We start from the raw sequence: 18,566 nt of genomic DNA, 5'->3' as shown, positions 1-18,566 counted from the left end.
CCCGCAGAGATCACGTTGGCAAGCATCCTGCCAGTTGCCTGCTCAGAGTGCGACCCTGGCCACGCGTTTACTCCATTGCCGACGGTGTTCCAACTGGCCGTTTTCCCAGGCGGTCTGCTCCGCTTCGATGTAGAACCACTCGGCGTCGGCGTGCACGCTCAATTGGCTTTCCACCTCCACGGCCCACTGGTCGCGGCCGACTCGGTAGTGCCATTCGATATCGGCCCACGTCGACAGCGGATCCCAGGGCAAAGTGCGGTATTGCTCGGTGCAACGCTGGTCCACCGACAGGCCGTGGTCGGTAAAACGCACCGAACCCAAGTCATCTTCGATTTTCACGCAGACTTCGCCACTGCCCACGTCTTCGATCAAGGTGCGTTTCGGCGCAGCGGCGCGTAGGACTTCCATCGCCACCGGCGTAGCCGACTGCGGCGCTTCGAACGGGCAGTCCACCGCCTCGCCTTTGAATATCGGCAGTTGCAGGCTTTGCAGGCTCGGCAGCAACGTCAGAGTGGTCAACTCACGGCTCGGCCACAGTAACGGGAAACTCGCGGTACTCAGGGCAAGACGCAAACGGTAGCCGACGGGCAGGCGCATGCCGATGTGGTCGAGGGTTAACTGCACGTCCATGGGTTCACCGGGGACTACAGGTGTTACCTGGGAAAAATCCTCACGCAGTGTGAGATTGAGTACACCGTAACTGATCTGCGTGACTTGCCCGTCCGGCGCTATCGCATTCAGCCGGGCGACCAATTGACCACAGGCGGTGTCACTTGCCAGGCGCAACTTAAGACGTGCATCGCCGAGCAACGCCAGCGGCTCGGTCAGCAGCGGGGAGTCGAAGCACAGCGAGTTGGCGTCATCACGACGTTGATCCGTCGGTCCATCGGGGCCAAACCAAATGGCGCAGTATTCGCCTTGGTGCAGGCCGGTGGTCAGCGGCGAGCAGATGCTGCGCGGCGCCGCCAACGGCAGTGAGCCTGCACTCAGGCCCTGTTCGCCGAGGCTGAAATCCGCCCATTGCACCTGCGGATCCGGCCAGCCGGAGGTCTGCACCCAGATCCCCGGCCGCTCGGCATAACTGCCCTTCGGCGGCAGAATATCCTGTAGGTAAAAAGTGCAAGATGCGTCATCCATCACCCCGTTTTTGATGCCCTTGAGCCAATGATCCCACCAGCGCTTGGCCTCTTGCAGGAAGCCGATGGCCGGGTTGGGCACGGCGAAATGCGGGTACTTGTGTATCCAAGGACCGATCATGGCTTTCTTCGGGCCCGGTAGGTTTTGCATCAGGCGCGAAACGGTGTTGCGGTAGGCATCGCCCCAGCCCCCCACTGCATACACGGCCGCCTTGATCTTCGAATAGTCCTCGCACACCGAGCCATGGCGCCAATAGTCATCGCGGGTCTGGTGTTGCAGCCAGGTTTCCGCCAGCAACGGCATGGCGTCCAGGCGTTGGTGCCAGAGGTGTTTCCAGTCGTCGCCCACCAGCAAAGGATCCGGCACCGCCGCGCTGAAGTTGAGCATGGTGGCGGCCCAGCCGAAGTTCTCCATCAACAGATTGCCACCCTTGTAATGGATGTCGTCGGCAAAGCGATCATCGGTGGAGCACAGGGTAATGATCGCCTTCAACGCCTCGGGCTGGCGCGCCGCGACTTGCAGCCCGTTGAAGCCGCCCCAGGAGATGCCCATCATGCCGACATTACCGTCGCACCAGGGTTGCTGGCACAGCCAGTCGATCACTTCGAGGGCGTCTTCCTGTTCCTGCAGCAGGTATTCATCGGCCATCAAACCTTGGGATTCACCGTTGCCCCGCATGTCCACCCGCACACACACATAGCCCTGCCCCGCCATCCACGGGTGGGTCAGCGCATCGCGTACGGCGGTGCCGTCGCGTTTGCGGTACGGCAGGTATTCCAGGATCGCCGGGAAGGTTTGCAGGCCGGCGACTTCCGGCAACCAGATGCGGGCGGCCAGTTGGGTACCGTCCTTCAAGGGGATCAGGCAGTGCTCGATTTCGCGCACGGTGTAAGCAAATTCAGTGACGATTTCCATCAGTAACTCCTACAGCGGTTCAATCGATCAGCGGGCGAAATCCGGCACCGGGCTGGCGCCACGCGATTGCGTTTCGGGGGTCCGCTGAAAGCGTTTCACATCCAGCAACGCGGGATTTTTCAGCCAGAAAATCAGCGAGGTACTGGCCAATAACACCAGGATCATCCCGGGCAAACCGCCGAGATTGGAGAGCATCTTCACCCCGTCGATGCCCACAAACGCGACCATGACCCACGACACCGTGCCGATAATCAGGCCCCAGACGATCTTCAGCAGCGGGTTGCCGTCGAGATCGGAATCCGCGGTCACGCCCTTGCTGCACAGGTTGGCGATCACATCGGTGCTGGAGTCCGCCGCCGTGACAAACGAGATGAACGCTACGAACAGCAGGAACGCGATCATCAGGCCGCTGGCCGGCAATTGCTGGAACATCTGGTACAGCACGTGCTCCACGCCCTGCTCGTTCAGCACACGGTTGAGGCTGCCGTCACCGAGGGCATCGAAGTACAGGCTGGTGCCGGAGAAAATGCAGATCCATATCGCCGTGAACAACGCCGGGTAGAGCATGTTGATATGGATGAATTCGCGCACGGTATAGCCACGGCCAATCTTGCCAAGGAACAGCGCGCTCACCGGCGCCCAGGCAAACCACACCGACCAGTAGAACACCGTCCAGCTGTGCGGCCAGGTGTCGCCACTCGCGGCGCCAGTGAACAGGCTGCGGCTGAAGAAGGTGTCGAGGTACACGCCGAGGGACTCGACGCCGAGGCTGAACATGTACAAGGTCGGCCCACACAGCAGCACAAACAATCCCAGCGCCAGCATGATCCAGGTGTTGAACGAGGACAGCATCACAATGCCTTTCTGCAGGCCGCTAGCGGCCGAGGCGACAAAGGTGATGACGATGATCGCAATGATGATGGCTAGGCGGAACGGCGTGGTTTCACCGCCGATATATTGGGCCAGGCCACCGGCCAGGGTCAGCGCGCCAGTGCCCAGGGATGAGGCCATGCCCGCCACCAGGGCGAACATCGCCAGGGTGTCGATCAGCCCGGCGTAGCGCTTGACCCGCGCTGCGCCCAGCAGCGGCTCGAGCATGGCGCCAATGGAGAAGTTGCTGCGACGGTTATAGAACACCAGCGCAAACACCAGCGAGGGCACCAGGTAAATGGCGTAGGGGGTGATGGTCCAGTGCAGGAACATCGTCGACATGGCAAAGCTCTTCGCCGCCGAACTGCCCGCCTCGATCGGCAGGCTGGTGGGTGGGCCATACAGGTGGTAGAGCGGTTCGGCGGTGGTCCAGAACAGCACGCCCACGGCCAGCGTGGTGCACAGCGCCACCATGAACCAGCGCCATTTGCTCAGCAATGGCTGGGCGTCTTCGCCGCCGATACGCACCTTGCCCAACGCGGAGAAGTAGACGATCGCCGTCAGCACCACCATGGCAAACGAGCCGGCACTGAACAGCCATGAGAAGTTTTTCAGGATTAGGTTATTGAGCTGTTTGCTGATCGCCAGGAAGGCATTCAGGTCGACGTAGCTGGCGATCACCGCCGCCAGCAGGATCAGGAACGTTGGCCAGAACACCAACGGACGCAGTGGATATTTCATAGAGAGCCATTCCCCTTGCAGACTATTTTTATCTTAGAGAGCGGGCACTGCAGCATCCTGCTGCCGTGACTCGCCTGGAAGTCTTCGCGTGGCTATAGATAACCGTTTAAGCGGTCAGGGACGCAATCAACCAATGTGCATGGGGGTATTCCGCCACGTCATGTCGCACCAGCACAGTTCAGGGCGAACATGCAGTGCACAATGGCAAGGCGCATTGAGGATAAATCGCAGACGAAAAAAAGCCCGCTCAATGAGCGGGCTTCTTGTGGTGACCTGGCGTTCAGCGTTCCAGGTAACCGAATATGGCGCAGCGGACGGGACTCGAACCCGCGACCCCCGGCGTGACAGGCCGGTATTCTAACCGACTGAACTACCGCTGCGCGTAACACTTGAAGCGAATGGTGGGTGATGACGGGATCGAACCGCCGACATTCTGCTTGTAAGGCAGACGCTCTCCCAGCTGAGCTAATCACCCTTCACTTTCGGTGTGGGCGGCATCATACACCAAAAATTCGCAATGTCTTGATTTAAATGCACTTTATTTTGGATTTTTTCCAGATCCCGGCAAAACCCCGTAAAAACGGGCTTCTGCTCGCGCAAATGCGAGTCTATTGCGTTTACCGGGTGCTTAGCCGCACAATTAAAAACTATTCTCAATAACGCCTGAGCCACGCTTATGTCTGTGGGTGAACCGCCATTCCAAAGGGAAATTACCCAGCTCTACAGCGAGCATCATGGCTGGCTGCTCACCTGGCTGCGGCGCAAGCTCGGCTGCCACCAGAATGCCGCTGACCTGGCGCAGGACACGTTTGCACGCATCCTGAACGCGCGCGAATCCGTAGCCGGCATTCGCGAACCCCGGGCCTACTTGAGCACGACGGCCAGACGCCTGATCATCGACCAGGCACGGCGCCGGCAGATTGAACAGGCTTACCTGCAGGAATTGGCCCTCACCGTGGACGCGCTCGAAGGGTTTCAATCGCCCGAGCAAATCCACACCACGCTTGAAGCCCTCGAACAGATCGCCTTTATCCTGGAGGGCATGCACGTCTATTCGCGCCAGGCATTCGTGCTGTATTACCTTGAGGAAATGACCCAACAACAGATCGCCCGACAGCTCAAGTTGTCGGAACGCACCGTGCGCAAGTACCTGATCCAGGCGCTCATGCACTGCGGCCACAGCATGGATACCTGATTGAGCATGTCGGACCAACAGATCGAAGAACAAGCCGCCGAATGGCTGCTGCGCCTGCATGAGGGCGAACTGAGCGAAACCCAGCGCCTGGCATTTGAAGGTTGGAAACAGCAAGGTCCGCACTACGCCGAGGCCGCGGCCCGCATGGAAGCCGTCATCGCCCGCATGCAGGCCTTGCGGGGTAAAAAAGCACCGGCGCGGGCAGCGTTGAACGCAGCGTTTACCCAACCAAAAAGCCGTCGCCGCAAGAACGCCCTGCGCGCGCTGGCAGTGGCGTGCAGCCTGGCGATTCCGACGGCAGCATTGCTGGTGAGTCCTTATCCCCAGCAGTGGATGGCCGACGTGCGCAACGGGCCAGGCCAATGGCAAACCCTGCAACTGGCGGATGGCTCGACGCTGACCCTCAACGGCATCAGCGCGGCAAACCTGCATTTCGATGGCAAGCAGCGTCGCATTGAACTGCTGCAGGGCGAAATCCTGGTGGAGGTCGCTCACGATCGCACGCGGCCGTTTGTCGTACAGACGCCCCAAGGCACACTGCGTGCGCTGGGCACGCGGTTTGTGGTCAAGCGCGAGGGCGATATCACCGTACTCAGCATGCTCGAATCCCGTGTGGCCGCACAAAGCGCCAACGGCCAGCAGACGCTGGAAGTCGACGCCGGTTCGCAGGCCCTGATGCAGTCGACTGCCGTGCGCTTGGTTGGCACTGTCGACCCGTCGAGCATCAACGAAGCCTGGCGTCGACATCAATTGGTGGTGGAGAACCGGCCTTTGCCGGAGGTGCTGGATGAAATCGCTCGGCATCGCGCCGGTCGCGTGCAATTTGATCGCGACGCCCTGCAAAACCTGCGGGTGTCAGCCGTGATCCCGCTGGATGACAGCGACCACGCCTTGCAGTTACTCGCGCAAACCTTGCCGATCAAGGTGCAGACCTTTACGCCGTGGCTGATCGTCGTAAGCCCACAGACACTTACCCAATAAATAATTATTCGCATTTGCTTCCGGTTTTTTCGAGGCTGCCCGTCAAGGAAGGTAATTCGACACATAAAGGACTGCCTTCACCATGCACACCCCTTCCTACCCGCGCGGACGCTTTCGGCTACTGAAAAGCGCGCCGTTGTCCCTGGCCCTGCTCACTGCCAGTACGCTGAACACCAGCCTGGCCCAGGCCGACGCCGTCAGCGTCGCCGCCCAAACCTACGAAATCCCGGCCGGGCCGCTGGGCAATTCGCTCAACCGCTTTGCCCAGCAGGCGGGTGTGGCCATCGTGTTCCAGTCCAACGAACTGGAAGGCCTCAAAAGCCCAGGCTTGAAAGGCAGCTACGGTATACAGGACGGGTTCGACAGCTTGCTGCAGGGCAGCGGCTACCGCGCGGTAAAGGGTGATCAGGTCTACGCACTGCAGCCCTCCCCTCTCGCCGGCAACGGCACCATGGAGCTGAGCCCGACCGCCGTCACCGCCAACCAGTTGGGCAACGTCACCGAAGGTACAGGTTCCTACACGCCCGGCACGATCGCGACCTCCACACGCCTGGTGCTGACCCCCAAGGAAACCCCGCAGTCAGTGAGCGTGGTCACCCGCCAGCACATGGACGATTTCGGCCTGAACAGCGTCGACGACGTGATGCGCCACACTCCAGGCATTACCGTTTCGGCCTTCGACACCGAGCGTACCAACTACTACGCCCGCGGCTTTTCGATCAATAACTTCCAGTACGACGGTATTCCCTCGACGGCGCGCAACGTCGCCTACTCGGCGGGCAACACCCTGAGCGACATGGCGATCTACGACCGCGTAGAAGTGCTCAAGGGCGCCACCGGCCTGCTCACCGGCGCAGGCTCCCTGGGCGCGACGATCAACTTGGTGCGCAAGAAACCTACAGCGGACTTCCAGGGCCACGCGACCCTCGGTGCCGGTTCCTGGGACAACTACCGCAGCGAGCTGGACGTGAGCGGCCCGATGACCGAAAGCGGCAACGTGCGTGGCAGGGCCGTGGCGGCCTACCAGGACAAGCATTCGTTCATGGATCACTACTCGCGCCAGAGCCCGACGTACTACGGCATCATGGAGTTCGACCTGTCGCCCGATACCCTGCTGACCGTCGGCGGCGATTACCAGGACACTCTGCCAAAAGGCTCCTCATGGTCGGGGAGCTTTCCGCTGATCAACTCCAACGGCGACCGCAACAGCGTCAAGCGCTCGTTCAACAACGCTGCCGATTGGAGCAGTTGGGAGCAATACACCCGCACCGTATTTGCCATGCTCGAACACGACCTGGGCAATGGATGGGTAAGCAAGCTGCAACTGGACCACAAGATCAACGGCTATCACGCCTTGATGGGCTCGATCCAGGGCGACCAGCCGCAGCCGGACGGCACCGCGCAACTCACCTCGGGCAAATACACCGGGGAAACCGTCAGCGATTCCGCCGACCTGTACGTGAGCGGCCCCTTCAGCCTGGGCGGGCGCGAACATGAACTGGTGCTCGGCGGTTCTATCAGCGCCTCGGAATGGAAAGGCAAAGGCTACTGGAACCTCTCCCCAAATATCGTCGACTTCAATAACTGGCGCGGCCACGCCACGATACCGGACTGGGGCAAGGCGCAATCACTGACCGATGACACCGTGCGCCAGACGGGCGCCTATGTGACCACGCGGCTGAACCTCGCCGACGACCTCAAGCTGCTGCTGGGCGGGCGCGTGGTCAACTACCAGGTCACGGGCTATAACCCCAACTACCGCGAGTCCGGACGATTCGTGCCGTACATCGGCGCCGTGTACGACCTCAACGACACGTACGCGGTCTACGCCAGCTACACCGATATCTTCATGCCGCAAGAGAATTACAACCGCGATCGCGACAACAAACTGCTTGAGCCGGATGAAGGCCAGAACTGGGAACTGGGCGTAAAAGCCGACTTCCTTGACGGTCGCGTGAACGCCAGCGCGGCCTACTTTGAAATCCATGAATCCAACCGCGCGCTCTCGGATGACGAGTACAACAACCAGACGCCGATCCCGAACAACTACGCCTACAAAAGCAGCAAGGCCGTCACCAAAGGTTATGAGCTGGAGATGTCCGGCGAGATTGCCCCCGGCTGGCAACTCCAGGCCGGCTACACCCACAAGGTCGTGCGCGACGACAAGGACGTGAAGATCTCCACCTTCGAGCCCGAAGATCAGGTCAAGCTGTTCACCACCTACAAGCTCAAGGGCAACCTCGACAAGTTGACGGTAGGCGGTGGCGTGCGCTGGCAAAGCGTGGGCTGGCAGGACATCTATAACTCTCCCCATGGCGGCTATGAAGCGTTCTCCCAGGACGCCTATTGGCTGGTCGACCTGATGACCAAATATCAGGTCAGCAAAAACCTGTCGGCGACGCTGAACGTCAACAACCTCTTCGACAAGTCTTACTACACCAACATCGGCTTCTATAACTCCGCCGCTTATGGTGAGCCACGCAATTTCATGGTGACCACACGCTGGGATTTCTGATCCCCCAATAAAAAACGCCGCCGATCATCGGAAATGATCGGCGGCGTTTTTTTATTTTTGCAAAGCCCAGACAGCAAAAAGCCCGCTCAATGAGCGGGCTTCCTGTGGTACCTGGCGTTCAGCGTTCCAGGTAACCGAATATGGCGCAGCGGACGGGACTCGAACCCGCGACCCCCGGCGTGACAGGCCGGTATTCTAACCGACTGAACTACCGCTGCGCGTAACACTTGAAGCGAATGGTGGGTGATGACGGGATCGAACCGCCGACATTCTGCTTGTAAGGCAGACGCTCTCCCAGCTGAGCTAATCACCCTTCGTTTCGGTGTGGCGCGCATTCTACGGAGCGGCCCCAGGTCTGGCAAGCACTTTCTTAAATCTTTTTTTTGATAGCTTCCAATGGCTTAGGCAGGGTTGGCCTGGGACGTTATCAAGAGAATAATGCCCCCCTTTGTATAAAGGAGAGACTCGCCCCATGTGGTTCAAGAACCTGCTTATCTATCGCCTGACCCAAGATCTGCCTGTTGATGCCGAGGCGTTGGAAGCGGCCATGGCCACCAAACTGGCGCGCCCTTGTGCCAGCCAGGAGTTGACCACTTACGGTTTCGTCGCGCCTTTTGGTAAAGGTGAAGAGGCTCCCCTGGTTCACGTCAGCGGTGATTTCCTGCTGATCGCCGCGCGCAAGGAAGAACGCATCCTGCCGGGCAGCGTGGTGCGGGATGCACTCAAGGAGAAAGTCGAAGAGATCGAGGCCGAGCAAATGCGCAAGGTCTACAAAAAGGAACGCGACCAGATCAAGGATGAAATCATCCAGGCCTTCCTGCCGCGTGCCTTTATTCGGCGTTCGTCGACGTTCGCCGCCATCGCGCCAAAACAGGGCCTGATCCTGGTCAACTCGGCCAGCCCCAAGCGCGCCGAAGACTTGTTGTCCACACTGCGTGAAGTGATCGGCACCCTGCCGGTTCGCCCACTCACCGTGAAAACAGCACCGACCGCGATCATGACCGACTGGGTCACCACCCAAAAGCCGGCAGATGACTTCTTCGTGCTCGACGAGTGCGAACTGCGCGACACCCACGAAGACGGCGGCATTGTGCGCTGCAAGCGCCAGGACCTGACCGGCGAAGAGATCCAACTGCACCTGACCACCGGCAAAGTCGTGACCCAACTGTCGCTGGCCTGGCAGGACAAACTGTCCTTCATGCTCGACGACAAGATGACCGTCAAGCGCCTGAAGTTCGAAGACCTGCTGCAAGACCAGGCGGAACAGGACGGCGGTGAAGAAGCCCTGGGCCAACTGGATGCGAGTTTTACCCTGATGATGCTGACGTTTGGTGACTTCATACCCGCGCTGGTCGAAGCACTCGGCGGTGAAGAGACCCCACAGGGCATCTAAAAGCTCATTAGATCTTATGTGGGCACGGTCAGTGTGGGAGCCGGGCTTGCCCGCGATGCAGGCACCTCGGTCTTCAGTTAAATCGAGTTGATGCTATCGCAGGCAAGCCAGCTCCCACATCTGATCGAGTTGCCACCTCCAGCACTCTAATAACAAGGACATCCCCATGCGCGCACTCGCCGCCTTGAGCCGCTTCGTCGGCAATACCTTCGCCTATTGGGTGTTGATTTTCGCCGTCGTCGCCTTCCTCGAACCCGGCTGGTTCATCGGCCTGAAAAGCGCCATCGTCCCGTTGCTGGGCCTGGTGATGTTCGGCATGGGGTTGACCCTCAAGATTGATGACTTCGCCGAAGTCGCCCGCCATCCGTGGCGCGTGGCATTGGGCGTGGTCGCACACTTTGTCATCATGCCGGGCGTGGCCTGGTTGCTGTGCCAGGCCTTCCACCTGCCGCCGGAAATTGCCGTTGGCGTGATCCTGGTCGGTTGCTGCCCAAGCGGCACCTCCTCCAACGTGATGACCTGGCTGGCCCGCGGCGACTTGGCGCTGTCGGTGGCCATCGCCGCCGTCACCACCCTCCTCGCCCCGCTGCTTACGCCGGCGTTGATCTGGCTGCTGGCGTCGGCCTGGCTGCCGGTATCGTTCATGGAGTTGTTCTGGTCGATCCTGCAAGTTGTGCTGCTGCCGATCGTGCTCGGCGTACTGGCGCAACGCGTGCTCGGTGATCGGGTGCGCCACGCGGTGGATGTGTTGCCACTGGTGTCGGTGGTGAGCATCGTGATCATCGTCGCGGCGGTGGTTGCCGCCAGCCAGGCGAAGATTGCCGAGTCGGGCCTGTTGATCATGGCCGTGGTGATGCTGCACAACAGCTTCGGTTACTTGCTGGGCTACTTCACCGGCCGCGTGTTCAAGTTGCCATTGGCGCAGCGCAAGTCGCTGGCGCTGGAAGTGGGCATGCAGAACTCCGGGCTGGGTGCCGCATTGGCCAGCGCGCACTTCTCGCCCTTGGCGGCGGTGCCGAGTGCGTTGTTCAGCGTCTGGCACAATATTTCCGGGGCGTTGCTCTCGACTTACTTCCGCCGCATGAGCGAGAAGGAAGACCGTCGCGCCCTGGAGAACACCCCGCAAACTTGATCAGTCGATCACTTTTGGGCACTCTTACGAGCTTCGCGGGGACGACCCCGCGACGCTTTCAAGCGCCTAATCCGGGGACGACCCCACCTAGCGTTAGGAGGTCATCATGTCCTGGATCATTCTGTTTTTTGCGGGTCTGTTTGAAGTGGGCTGGGCCGTCGGCCTGAAGTACACCGACGGTTTCAGCAAGCCGCTGCCCACGGCCCTGACGATTGCCGCCATGGCCGTAAGCCTTGGCCTGCTGGGGCTGGCGATGAAGGAGCTGCCGCTGGGCACGGCCTATGCCATCTGGACCGGAGTCGGTGCCGTGGGCACCGTGATCGCCGGGATTATCCTGTTTGGGGAATCCATGGCGCTGTTCCGGTTGGCCAGTGTGGCGTTGATCATTTGCGGGCTTATTGGGCTCAAGATCAGCACCTGATCCATTACCGCTGTCGAACCGCCGCTCCCACACCAGACCGCGTTCGCTTGAACAATGCGGTCCAATGTGGGAGCTGGCTTGCCTGCGAATAGGCCATTAATCCAGCCCGAAACTACCTGACACTCCCCCGCAACACCCCCACCCGTTCCTGCAACTGCGCAGGCGTCGCGGCCTCTACCGTCACCGGCTCACCCGCCACCAACACCACCCGCGACCAGATCCGATGAAACAACCCTTTGTTCGGATCGCGGCTGAAAAAACTCCCCCACAACCCCTGCAACGCCATCGGAATCACCGGCACCTGCGTCTCCTCCAGGATGCGCGTCACACCACCGCGAAACTCGTTCATCTCGCCATCGGCGGTCAACTTGCCCTCCGGGAAGATGCACACCAACTCCCCTTCCTTCAGATACTGCGCAATCCGTGTGAAAGCCTTTTCATAGATTTGGATGTCTTCGTGACGCCCCGCAATGGGAATCGCCCCGGCCGTGCGGAAGATAAAGTTCAGCACCGGCAAACGGTAGATCTTGTAGTACATGACAAAGCGAATCGGCCGACGCACCGCGCCGCCGATCAGCAGCGCATCGACAAATGAAACGTGGTTGCACACCAGCAGCGCCGCGCCTTCGTCCGGGATCGCTTCCAGGTTGCGATGCTCCACGCGGTACATGGAATGGCTGAGCAGCCAGATCATGAAACGCATGGTGAACTCGGGGACGATCTTGAAGATGTAGGTGTTGACCGCGATGTTGAGCAGCGACACCACCAGGAACAATTCGGGAATTGACAGCTTGGCCACGCTCAGCAGCAGGATCGACACAATCGCCGAGACCACCATGAACAGTGCGTTAAGAATGTTGTTGGCAGCGATGACCCGCGCACGCTCGTTCTCGGCGGTGCGCGACTGGATCAACGCGTACAGCGGCACGATATAGAAGCCGCCGAACACGCCCAGGCCGAGGATATCGAACAACACCCACCAGGCTTGGCCGTAACTGAGCACGGCGAGCCAATCGTTGGCCTGCACGTTCTGCGGGAAACCGCCGGAGTGCCACCACAGCAACAGGCCGAACACGGTCAGGCCGAATGAGCCGAACGGCACCAGGCCGATTTCCACCTTACGCCCGGAGAGTTTTTCGCAAAGCATCGAGCCGAGGGCGATACCCACAGAGAACACCGTGAGGATCAGCGTGACCACGGTTTCGTCGCCGTACAGCCATTCCTTGGCGTACGCCGGGATCTGCGTCAGGTAGATCGCGCCAACAAACCAGAACCACGAGTTACCCACGATTGAGCGCGAAACGGCCGGCGTCTGCCCCAGGCCCAGGCGCAAGGTGGCCCAGGATTCACTGAAAATGTTCCAGTTCAGGCGCAACCCCGGGGTCGACGCCGCCGCCCTCGGAATACTGCGGCTGGCCAAGTAACCCAATACCGCCACACCGACGATCGCCACGGCGACCACCGGCGCGTAATAGGTGGACGACATCATGATCCCGGCGCCAATGGTACCGGCCAGGATCGCCAGGAACGTGCCCATTTCCACCAGGCCGTTGCCGCCGACCAGCTCATCGTCGTGCAGCGCCTGGGGCATGATCGAGTACTTCACCGGGCCGAACAGCGCCGAGTGGGTGCCCATCGCAAACAGTGCCAGCAGCATCAGTTCCAGGTGGTTGGTCAGGAAGCCCGTCGCGCCCACAGCCATGATCACAATCTCGCCGATCTTGATTGCGCGGATCAATGCGTCCTTGTTGAACTTCTCGCCAAACTGCCCGGCCAGCGCCGAAAACAGGAAGAACGGCAGGATGAACAGCAAGGCACAGAGGTTGACCCAGATGGACCGGTCACCGTCGATGGTGAGCTTGTAGAGAATGGCCAGGATCAGCGATTGCTTGAAGATGTTGTCGTTGAACGCACCCAGCAACTGGGTGATGAAAAACGGCAGGAAACGCCGTGTGCGCAGCAAGGTGAATTGCGAGGGGTGGCTCATCGTCCGTGTTCCTGCGTGGCCTGTTTTTTTGTAAAAGCATTCAGGCCACGACTTTACCTAATCCGGCTTACTTATTCGCTAGTCCTGCAATGCATGGCGAAACAAAAAGCTCACCTTTATAGGCGCCCTGCACCGTGCGTTTAGCGACAATCAGCCACATCAGCGCCAACGCCACCACCAACAGACAGCCGAATACACTGAAGAAACCCAGGTGCAGCAGGCCCGCCAACTTCAGTGTGGCCAAGGCGTACACCCCCAAGGGGAAAGTGAAGCCCCACCACCCCAGGTTGAACGGGATACCGGCGCGCAGGTAAAGCAGGGTAATCAGTACGGCGATCAGCATCCACCAAAGGCCAAAGCCCCACAGTGTAATGCCCGCTACCAGCCCGAGGCCGTCAGCCATTTCACCGACACCCGGCAAGCCATTGGCCGCGAAGATCGCCGGCGCATCTCCCCCCAGCAACAACATGCCCAACGCACCAGTGCCGATGGGGCCTAGCGCCAGCCAGCTCGACGCGGCCATATTGGCGTGGGGCAGTTTATGCAGGGCCATGCGCAGCATCAGGATGGTCAGGATGCTGAACGCCACCGGCAGGGAAAACGCCCACAGCACGTAGCTGGTCACCAGCATCACCAGTTGCGAATGGGCGTCCGCCAGGTGCGGTGCCAGCAGGCCACCGCTGGCGGCGGCGACTTCGGCGGCAACCACGGGCAGCAGCCAAACGGCGGTCATCTGGTCGATGCTGTGTTCCTGGCGGGTGAACATCATGAACGGGATAAGCACGCCGCAGGCCAAGGCCATCGCGACATCCAGCCACCACAGCGCTTCAGCCAGCGGGATCACTTCGCTGCCCCAACGCGGCAGGCCGAACAGCAGCAAGCCATTGAGAATGGTCGCGAGCCCCATGGGGATAGTGCCGAAGAACATCGACACCGTAGAGTGCCCAAAAATCCGCCGCGCCTCGTGGAAAAACATCACCCAGCGGGCTGCGTACAACACGCTGAACAACACGAACAGGCCGACCGTGAACAACCACAGCGCTTCGGCGATGGCGTGCAAACCTGGCAGGTTGACCGGCAACTGCGCCAACGCCAGCGCCAGCACGCCGGTGCCCATGGTGGCGGCAAACCAGTTAGGGGTGAACTGGCGAATCACTTCCCGCGGACGGGTCAGGTGACTGAAAGGTTTGTAACTGATGGTATTCGAGCAGGTCATGATGGCAATCCTCTTCCTCGCATGAGGTTAAGGCCATGGTAGAACCTGATCGAATATCTATATAACGGGTAATATCTCTAACTGTTATCTACTTTGCAGATATAGTCTAAACGCTGCCTTCGCATTCGATCACCAGAATGCGCGCCGGGCCTTGGGGATGGGCGACATGCTCGGTGCCGACACTGGCATAGAAGATATCCCCTACGCCCAACTCCGCCACCTGTTCGAAGCCGTTGTCGCGGTAGTGCATCTGCACCCGGCCATCCAGCACCACGAACACTTCCTCGCCATCATTGATGTGCCAGCGATACGGCTGGTCAGTCCAGTGCAGGCGCGTGGTGATGCCGTTCATATTGGCGATATCCAACGCCTCCCAGGCGCGGCTGCCGGTGAAGTCCTTGCTGCGGATGATCTTCATGCTTGAATCTCGGTCGGGCGATACGAGAGGCGATTATTACCTATCAGCCGCCTGTCGTCGCCTTGGCGCGCGCCGAATCCTGCAACAGCAGGCCGACCAGTGCGCCGAGGGACAGCAGGATGAGTACCGCACCGTAGCCGTCGGTGGTGGAGATCAAACCAAAGCTGCGAATCAGGTTGCCCGCCAGCAAAGACGGCAGACAGAACGCCAGGTAACTCAGCACATAAAACGCCGACATCAAGCCCGCGCGCTCATGGGGCAAAGCCAGCGGCACCACACTGCGCAGGGCACCGAGGAAGCCCGCGCCAAAACCACTGCCGGCGATCAGCGTGGCGATAAAAAACAACGGCAGGCTGGCGCTGTGCACGGCCGTGAGGATCAGCGCCACACCGACTGCCAGCAAGCCGGCCCCCAGGCGCAGCACTTTGTCGGCGTGGCGATTGCGCAGTGTGAAGATCATCAATGCGCCGCTCAAGGTCAACACCGCCACCAGGCCGCCGCCGATCAGGTTGGAGGTCGAACCGGTGGCGGCCCGTACCAGTGACGGCGCCAGGGACAGGTAGAATCCGCCCATCGCCCACACCGCCACATCCACCGGCAGCGACAACCACAAGGCCCGGCGCGCTTGCGGCGGTACATGCAAAGTCGGACGCAGCGAAGCCAGTGCACCGGGAATACGGCTGACAGTTTCCGGCAGGCGCCATACGTACACGGCCTGCAACAGCATCAGCACCAACAGCGTGCAGTAGATCAACTGGGTCGGCAGCGGCGCGAATTCCACCAGCAGACTGCTGCCCATCGCACCGCACGCCATGCCCAGCAGCGGCGCCACGCTGTTGACCAGTGGCCCTTGCTGGCGATCCGTGTCGAGCAGTGCCGCGCCCAGCACGGCAGTGGCCATGCCCGTAGCAAAGCCCTGCAGCGTACGTGCGGCGATCAACCAGGCCACGCTGCCTTCATTGATAAACAGCAGCATCGCCAGCATGTTCAGGATCAATGCGGCGAAGATCACCGGCTTGCGTCCCAGGTGATCCGACAGTGAGCCGACAGTCAGCAGCGCCGCCAGGAGACTCAGCGCATAGACACCGAAGATCAGCGTGAGCATGCCTGCGGAAAAATGCAGGCCCTCCTGATACAGGTGATACAACGGCGTCGGCGCACTGGAGGCGGCAAGAAACGTCAGCAAGGTGACCGCAAGGAACACCAGGCTGGAACGCTGAGAAATAGGGCTAGACATGCGCACACTCCGCTAAAGCTAATATTTTGCTTTTATGGAGTGTGCTACCAGACTGGGCTTAAAGCAAATTCTTTGTGTTAAGGTTTTACACATGGCGATAAAAGAAGGCCTCCGCCCGGGGGGCCGTAGTGCCCGGGTACAAGAATCAGTGCATAGCGCTGTGCGCGAATTGCTGGAAGCCCACGAGCGCTCCAGCGTCACCGTGCCGATGATCGCTGCGCGTGCGGGGGTGACGCCGTCGACCATCTACCGGCGTTGGGGCGATCTTTCTGTGTTGCTGGCGGATGTGGCGTTGGCGCGGATGCGCCCGGACAGCGAGCCGGCGAATACCGGCAGCCTGCGCGGCGATTTGCAGGCCTGGGCCGAGCAGTATCTGGATGAGATGAGTTCGGAGCCTGGGCGGAACATGATGCGTGATGTGCAGTGCAGCCAGACGCCGGGCTATTGCGTGACCCTGATTGGCGGGCAGTTGCAGACGATTGTGGATCGCTACCCCGACAACACGCCACCCTGCGTAGACCGGCTGATCAACCTTCTGGCGGCGCCGACGGTGTTCAGGATTCTGTTTGCCAGCGCACCGTTGCAGGTTGAAGAGCTGCATGAGCTGATCGAATTGGCATTGCAATAATCAAAGCCCTATACGCCGATCAAAAATGTGGGAGCTGGCTTGCCAGCTCCCACATTAATCCTGTGTTACGTGCGCATCCCGCGCCCACTCACCAGCAGCTTCGCGCAACCGATATACAGCACCACGGTCGCCACCAACATGAACGTAATCGCCACGCTGATCTTGATATCCGACACACCTAAAATACCGTAGCGGAAGGCGTTGACCATGTGCAGCACCGGGTTGGCCAGCGACACGGTCTGCCAGAACGGCGGCAGCAAGGTGATCGAGTAGAACACGCCACCGAGGTAGGTCAGCGGCGTCAGCACGAAGGTCGGAATGATCGAAATATCATCGAAGTTGCGTGCAAACACGGCGTTGATGAAACCCAGCAGCGAGAAGATCGTCGCCGTCAGTACCACCACCAGAATGGTGACCCCGAGGTGATGCACTTGCAGGTGGGTGAAGAACAGCGACAATAAGGTCACGATCACGCCGACCATCAGGCCGCGCAGCACACCACCGGCGGTGTAGCCGATCAGGATGGTGTGTGGCGACACCGGCGACACCATCAATTCTTCAATTGAGCGCTGGAACTTGCTGCCGAAGAAACTGGAGACCACGTTGCCGTAGGAGTTGGTGATCACCGACATCATGATCAGACCCGGCACGATGTATTCCATGTAGGTGAAACCACCCATGTCACCGATCTGCCGGCCGATCAGATTACCGAAGATCACGAAGTACAGAACCATGGTGATCGCCGGCGGCAGCAGGGTCTGCGGCCAGATCCGGGTAAAGCGCTTCACTTCGCGATAGACGATGGTTTGCAGCGCGACGAGGTTGGGTTGCAGTTCGGAACTCATACCGCCACCTTCGCCAGATTTTTCTCCACCAGGGACACGAACAACTCCTCAAGGCGATTGGTTTTATTGCGCAGGCTCAGCACTTCGATGTTCTGGGTCGCCAACTGCGTAAACAGCGCGGTGATGCCCATGGCTTTATCCACCTGCACTTCCAGGGTATGGCTGTCCAGCAGACGACTTGGGTAGCCCATCAGCTGCGGCGCCACCGACAGGTTATTTTTCAGGTCGAGCAAAAAGGTTTCCACATGCAACTGGCCCAGCAGGTTACGCATGCTGGTGTTCTCGACGATGGTGCCATGGTCGATGATGCCGATGTTGCGGCACAGCTGCTCAGCCTCCTCCAGGTAGTGGGTGGTGAGGATGATAGTGATGCCTTTCTCGTTCAGCTCGGTGAGGAATGTCCACATCGAACGGCGTAGCTCGATATCCACGCCAGCAGTGGGCTCATCAAGGATGAGAAGGCGCGGCTCATGCACCAGCGCACGGGCGATCATCAAGCGGCGCTTCATGCCGCCGGACAGCGAGCGCGAAGGCACATCGCGCTTGTCCCACAGGCCCAGTTGGGTCAGGTATTGCTCGGCGCGTTCCTTGGCGATTTTCGCCGGAATGCCGTAGTAGCCTGCCTGGGTCACGACAATATCGAAGGTCTTTTCAAACTGGTTGAAGTTGAACTCCTGGGGCACCACGCCGATGGAACGCTTGAGCGCCGCCGGGGATTTGTCCAGGTCGTGGCCGAAGATATTTACCGAGCCGCTGGTCTTGTTGACCAGGGTCGAGAGGATGCCGATGGTGGTGGATTTGCCGGCGCCGTTGGGGCCGAGCAAGGCGAAGAAGTCACCTTCGGCAACGTCCAGATCGATACCACTCAGGGCCTGGAAACCGTTGCCGTAGGTTTTGGTTAGCTGCCGGATGGACAGAGCGGAACTCATATCGGG

The 18,566-nt window shown here is 60.0% G+C and carries 15 protein-coding genes and 4 tRNA genes; 7 read left to right on the top strand and 12 right to left on the bottom strand.

Annotated features, from left to right (window positions below; all coding sequences use genetic code 11):
* Positions 1-42 precede the first annotated feature (42 nt).
* The 4 genes from JBO08_RS26595 to JBO08_RS26580 all read right to left on the bottom strand — a co-directional run bounded on the left by JBO08_RS26595 (position 43) and on the right by JBO08_RS26580 (position 4,138).
* Complete coding sequence (locus JBO08_RS26595; protein ID WP_220075227.1) at positions 43-2,052, bottom strand: CocE/NonD family hydrolase; 2,010 nt, start codon at positions 2,050-2,052, stop codon at positions 43-45.
* A gap of 27 nt (positions 2,053-2,079) precedes the next feature.
* On the bottom strand, positions 2,080-3,663 hold the full coding sequence (locus JBO08_RS26590) for a BCCT family transporter (protein ID WP_220075228.1): 1,584 nt from the start codon (positions 3,661-3,663) through the stop codon (positions 2,080-2,082).
* 303 nt (positions 3,664-3,966) lie between these two features.
* Positions 3,967-4,043 (bottom strand) — tRNA-Asp (locus tag JBO08_RS26585).
* A 19-nt stretch (positions 4,044-4,062) separates the two neighbouring features.
* Positions 4,063-4,138: transfer RNA gene (locus tag JBO08_RS26580), tRNA-Val, on the bottom strand.
* Between the two features lie 201 nt (positions 4,139-4,339).
* Between JBO08_RS26580 and JBO08_RS26575 the strand changes: the two genes are divergently transcribed.
* The 3 genes from JBO08_RS26575 to JBO08_RS26565 all read left to right on the top strand — a co-directional run bounded on the left by JBO08_RS26575 (position 4,340) and on the right by JBO08_RS26565 (position 8,354).
* Positions 4,340-4,858 (top strand): sigma-70 family RNA polymerase sigma factor, encoded by a 519-nt coding sequence (locus JBO08_RS26575; RefSeq protein WP_065872625.1) that lies wholly within the window; start codon positions 4,340-4,342, stop codon positions 4,856-4,858.
* A 6-nt stretch (positions 4,859-4,864) separates the two neighbouring features.
* Entirely contained in the window at positions 4,865-5,839 is a 975-nt protein-coding gene (locus tag JBO08_RS26570) for a FecR family protein (RefSeq protein WP_220075229.1), read from the top strand.
* Positions 5,840-5,921: 82 nt separating this feature from the next.
* Complete coding sequence (locus JBO08_RS26565) at positions 5,922-8,354, top strand: TonB-dependent siderophore receptor (RefSeq protein ID WP_065891409.1); 2,433 nt, start codon at positions 5,922-5,924, stop codon at positions 8,352-8,354.
* Between the two features lie 141 nt (positions 8,355-8,495).
* Here the strand turns inward: JBO08_RS26565 and JBO08_RS26560 are convergent.
* A tRNA-Asp gene (locus JBO08_RS26560) sits at positions 8,496-8,572 on the bottom strand.
* 19 nt (positions 8,573-8,591) lie between these two features.
* Positions 8,592-8,667, bottom strand: a tRNA-Val gene (locus JBO08_RS26555).
* A gap of 159 nt (positions 8,668-8,826) precedes the next feature.
* Here JBO08_RS26555 and rdgC point away from each other — a divergent pair.
* The 3 genes from rdgC (at position 8,827) to sugE (ending at position 11,300) form a co-directional block, all read left to right on the top strand.
* Positions 8,827-9,747, top strand: coding sequence for a recombination-associated protein RdgC (rdgC, locus tag JBO08_RS26550; protein WP_065872627.1), 921 nt, complete (start codon positions 8,827-8,829; stop codon positions 9,745-9,747).
* Positions 9,748-9,913: 166 nt separating this feature from the next.
* The gene (locus JBO08_RS26545; protein WP_065882506.1) at positions 9,914-10,879 is read left to right on the top strand and encodes a bile acid:sodium symporter family protein; all 966 of its coding nucleotides are present in this window, start codon (positions 9,914-9,916) and stop codon (positions 10,877-10,879) included.
* 106 nt (positions 10,880-10,985) lie between these two features.
* Positions 10,986-11,300: a quaternary ammonium compound efflux SMR transporter SugE gene (gene sugE / locus JBO08_RS26540; RefSeq protein ID WP_010211634.1), complete on the top strand. Its 315-nt coding sequence runs from the start codon at positions 10,986-10,988 to the stop codon at positions 11,298-11,300.
* 112 nt (positions 11,301-11,412) lie between these two features.
* Here sugE and JBO08_RS26535 read toward each other — a convergent pair whose 3' ends face one another.
* The 4 genes from JBO08_RS26535 to JBO08_RS26520 form a co-directional block, all read right to left on the bottom strand.
* Positions 11,413-13,287 carry an MFS transporter gene (locus JBO08_RS26535; protein ID WP_065872629.1) on the bottom strand — a complete coding sequence of 625 codons (1,875 nt, stop codon included), beginning with the start codon at positions 13,285-13,287 and terminating at the stop codon, positions 11,413-11,415.
* A 67-nt stretch (positions 13,288-13,354) separates the two neighbouring features.
* Positions 13,355-14,503 (bottom strand): TDT family transporter, encoded by a 1,149-nt coding sequence (locus tag JBO08_RS26530; RefSeq protein ID WP_220075230.1) that lies wholly within the window; start codon positions 14,501-14,503, stop codon positions 13,355-13,357.
* Positions 14,504-14,609: 106 nt separating this feature from the next.
* Positions 14,610-14,921, bottom strand: coding sequence for a cupin domain-containing protein (locus JBO08_RS26525; RefSeq protein WP_028615765.1), 312 nt, complete (start codon positions 14,919-14,921; stop codon positions 14,610-14,612).
* A 43-nt stretch (positions 14,922-14,964) separates the two neighbouring features.
* The gene (locus JBO08_RS26520; RefSeq protein ID WP_220075231.1) at positions 14,965-16,158 is read right to left on the bottom strand and encodes an MFS transporter; all 1,194 of its coding nucleotides are present in this window, start codon (positions 16,156-16,158) and stop codon (positions 14,965-14,967) included.
* 91 nt (positions 16,159-16,249) lie between these two features.
* Here JBO08_RS26520 and JBO08_RS26515 point away from each other — a divergent pair, with 91 nt between their 5' ends.
* Positions 16,250-16,786: a TetR/AcrR family transcriptional regulator gene (locus tag JBO08_RS26515; protein WP_065872632.1), complete on the top strand. Its 537-nt coding sequence runs from the start codon at positions 16,250-16,252 to the stop codon at positions 16,784-16,786.
* Positions 16,787-16,851: 65 nt separating this feature from the next.
* On the opposite strand, the gene JBO08_RS26510 is transcribed toward JBO08_RS26515, so the two are convergent.
* Positions 16,852-17,631 carry an ABC transporter permease gene (locus JBO08_RS26510; RefSeq protein ID WP_049709187.1) on the bottom strand — a complete coding sequence of 260 codons (780 nt, stop codon included), beginning with the start codon at positions 17,629-17,631 and terminating at the stop codon, positions 16,852-16,854.
* On the bottom strand, positions 17,628-18,560 hold the full coding sequence (locus JBO08_RS26505; protein WP_049709188.1) for an ABC transporter ATP-binding protein: 933 nt from the start codon (positions 18,558-18,560) through the stop codon (positions 17,628-17,630). The genes JBO08_RS26510 and JBO08_RS26505 overlap by 4 nt, the downstream gene beginning before the upstream one ends.
* Positions 18,561-18,566: the final 6 nt, after the last annotated feature.

The sequence above is a fragment of the Pseudomonas sp. LAP_36 genome, from assembly GCF_019456785.1.
GTDB classification, from domain to species: Bacteria; Pseudomonadota; Gammaproteobacteria; order Pseudomonadales; family Pseudomonadaceae; genus Aquipseudomonas; species Aquipseudomonas tritici.
Note: the sequence above shows the minus strand (reverse complement) of the source record. Positions and strands in the feature narration are given on the sequence as shown.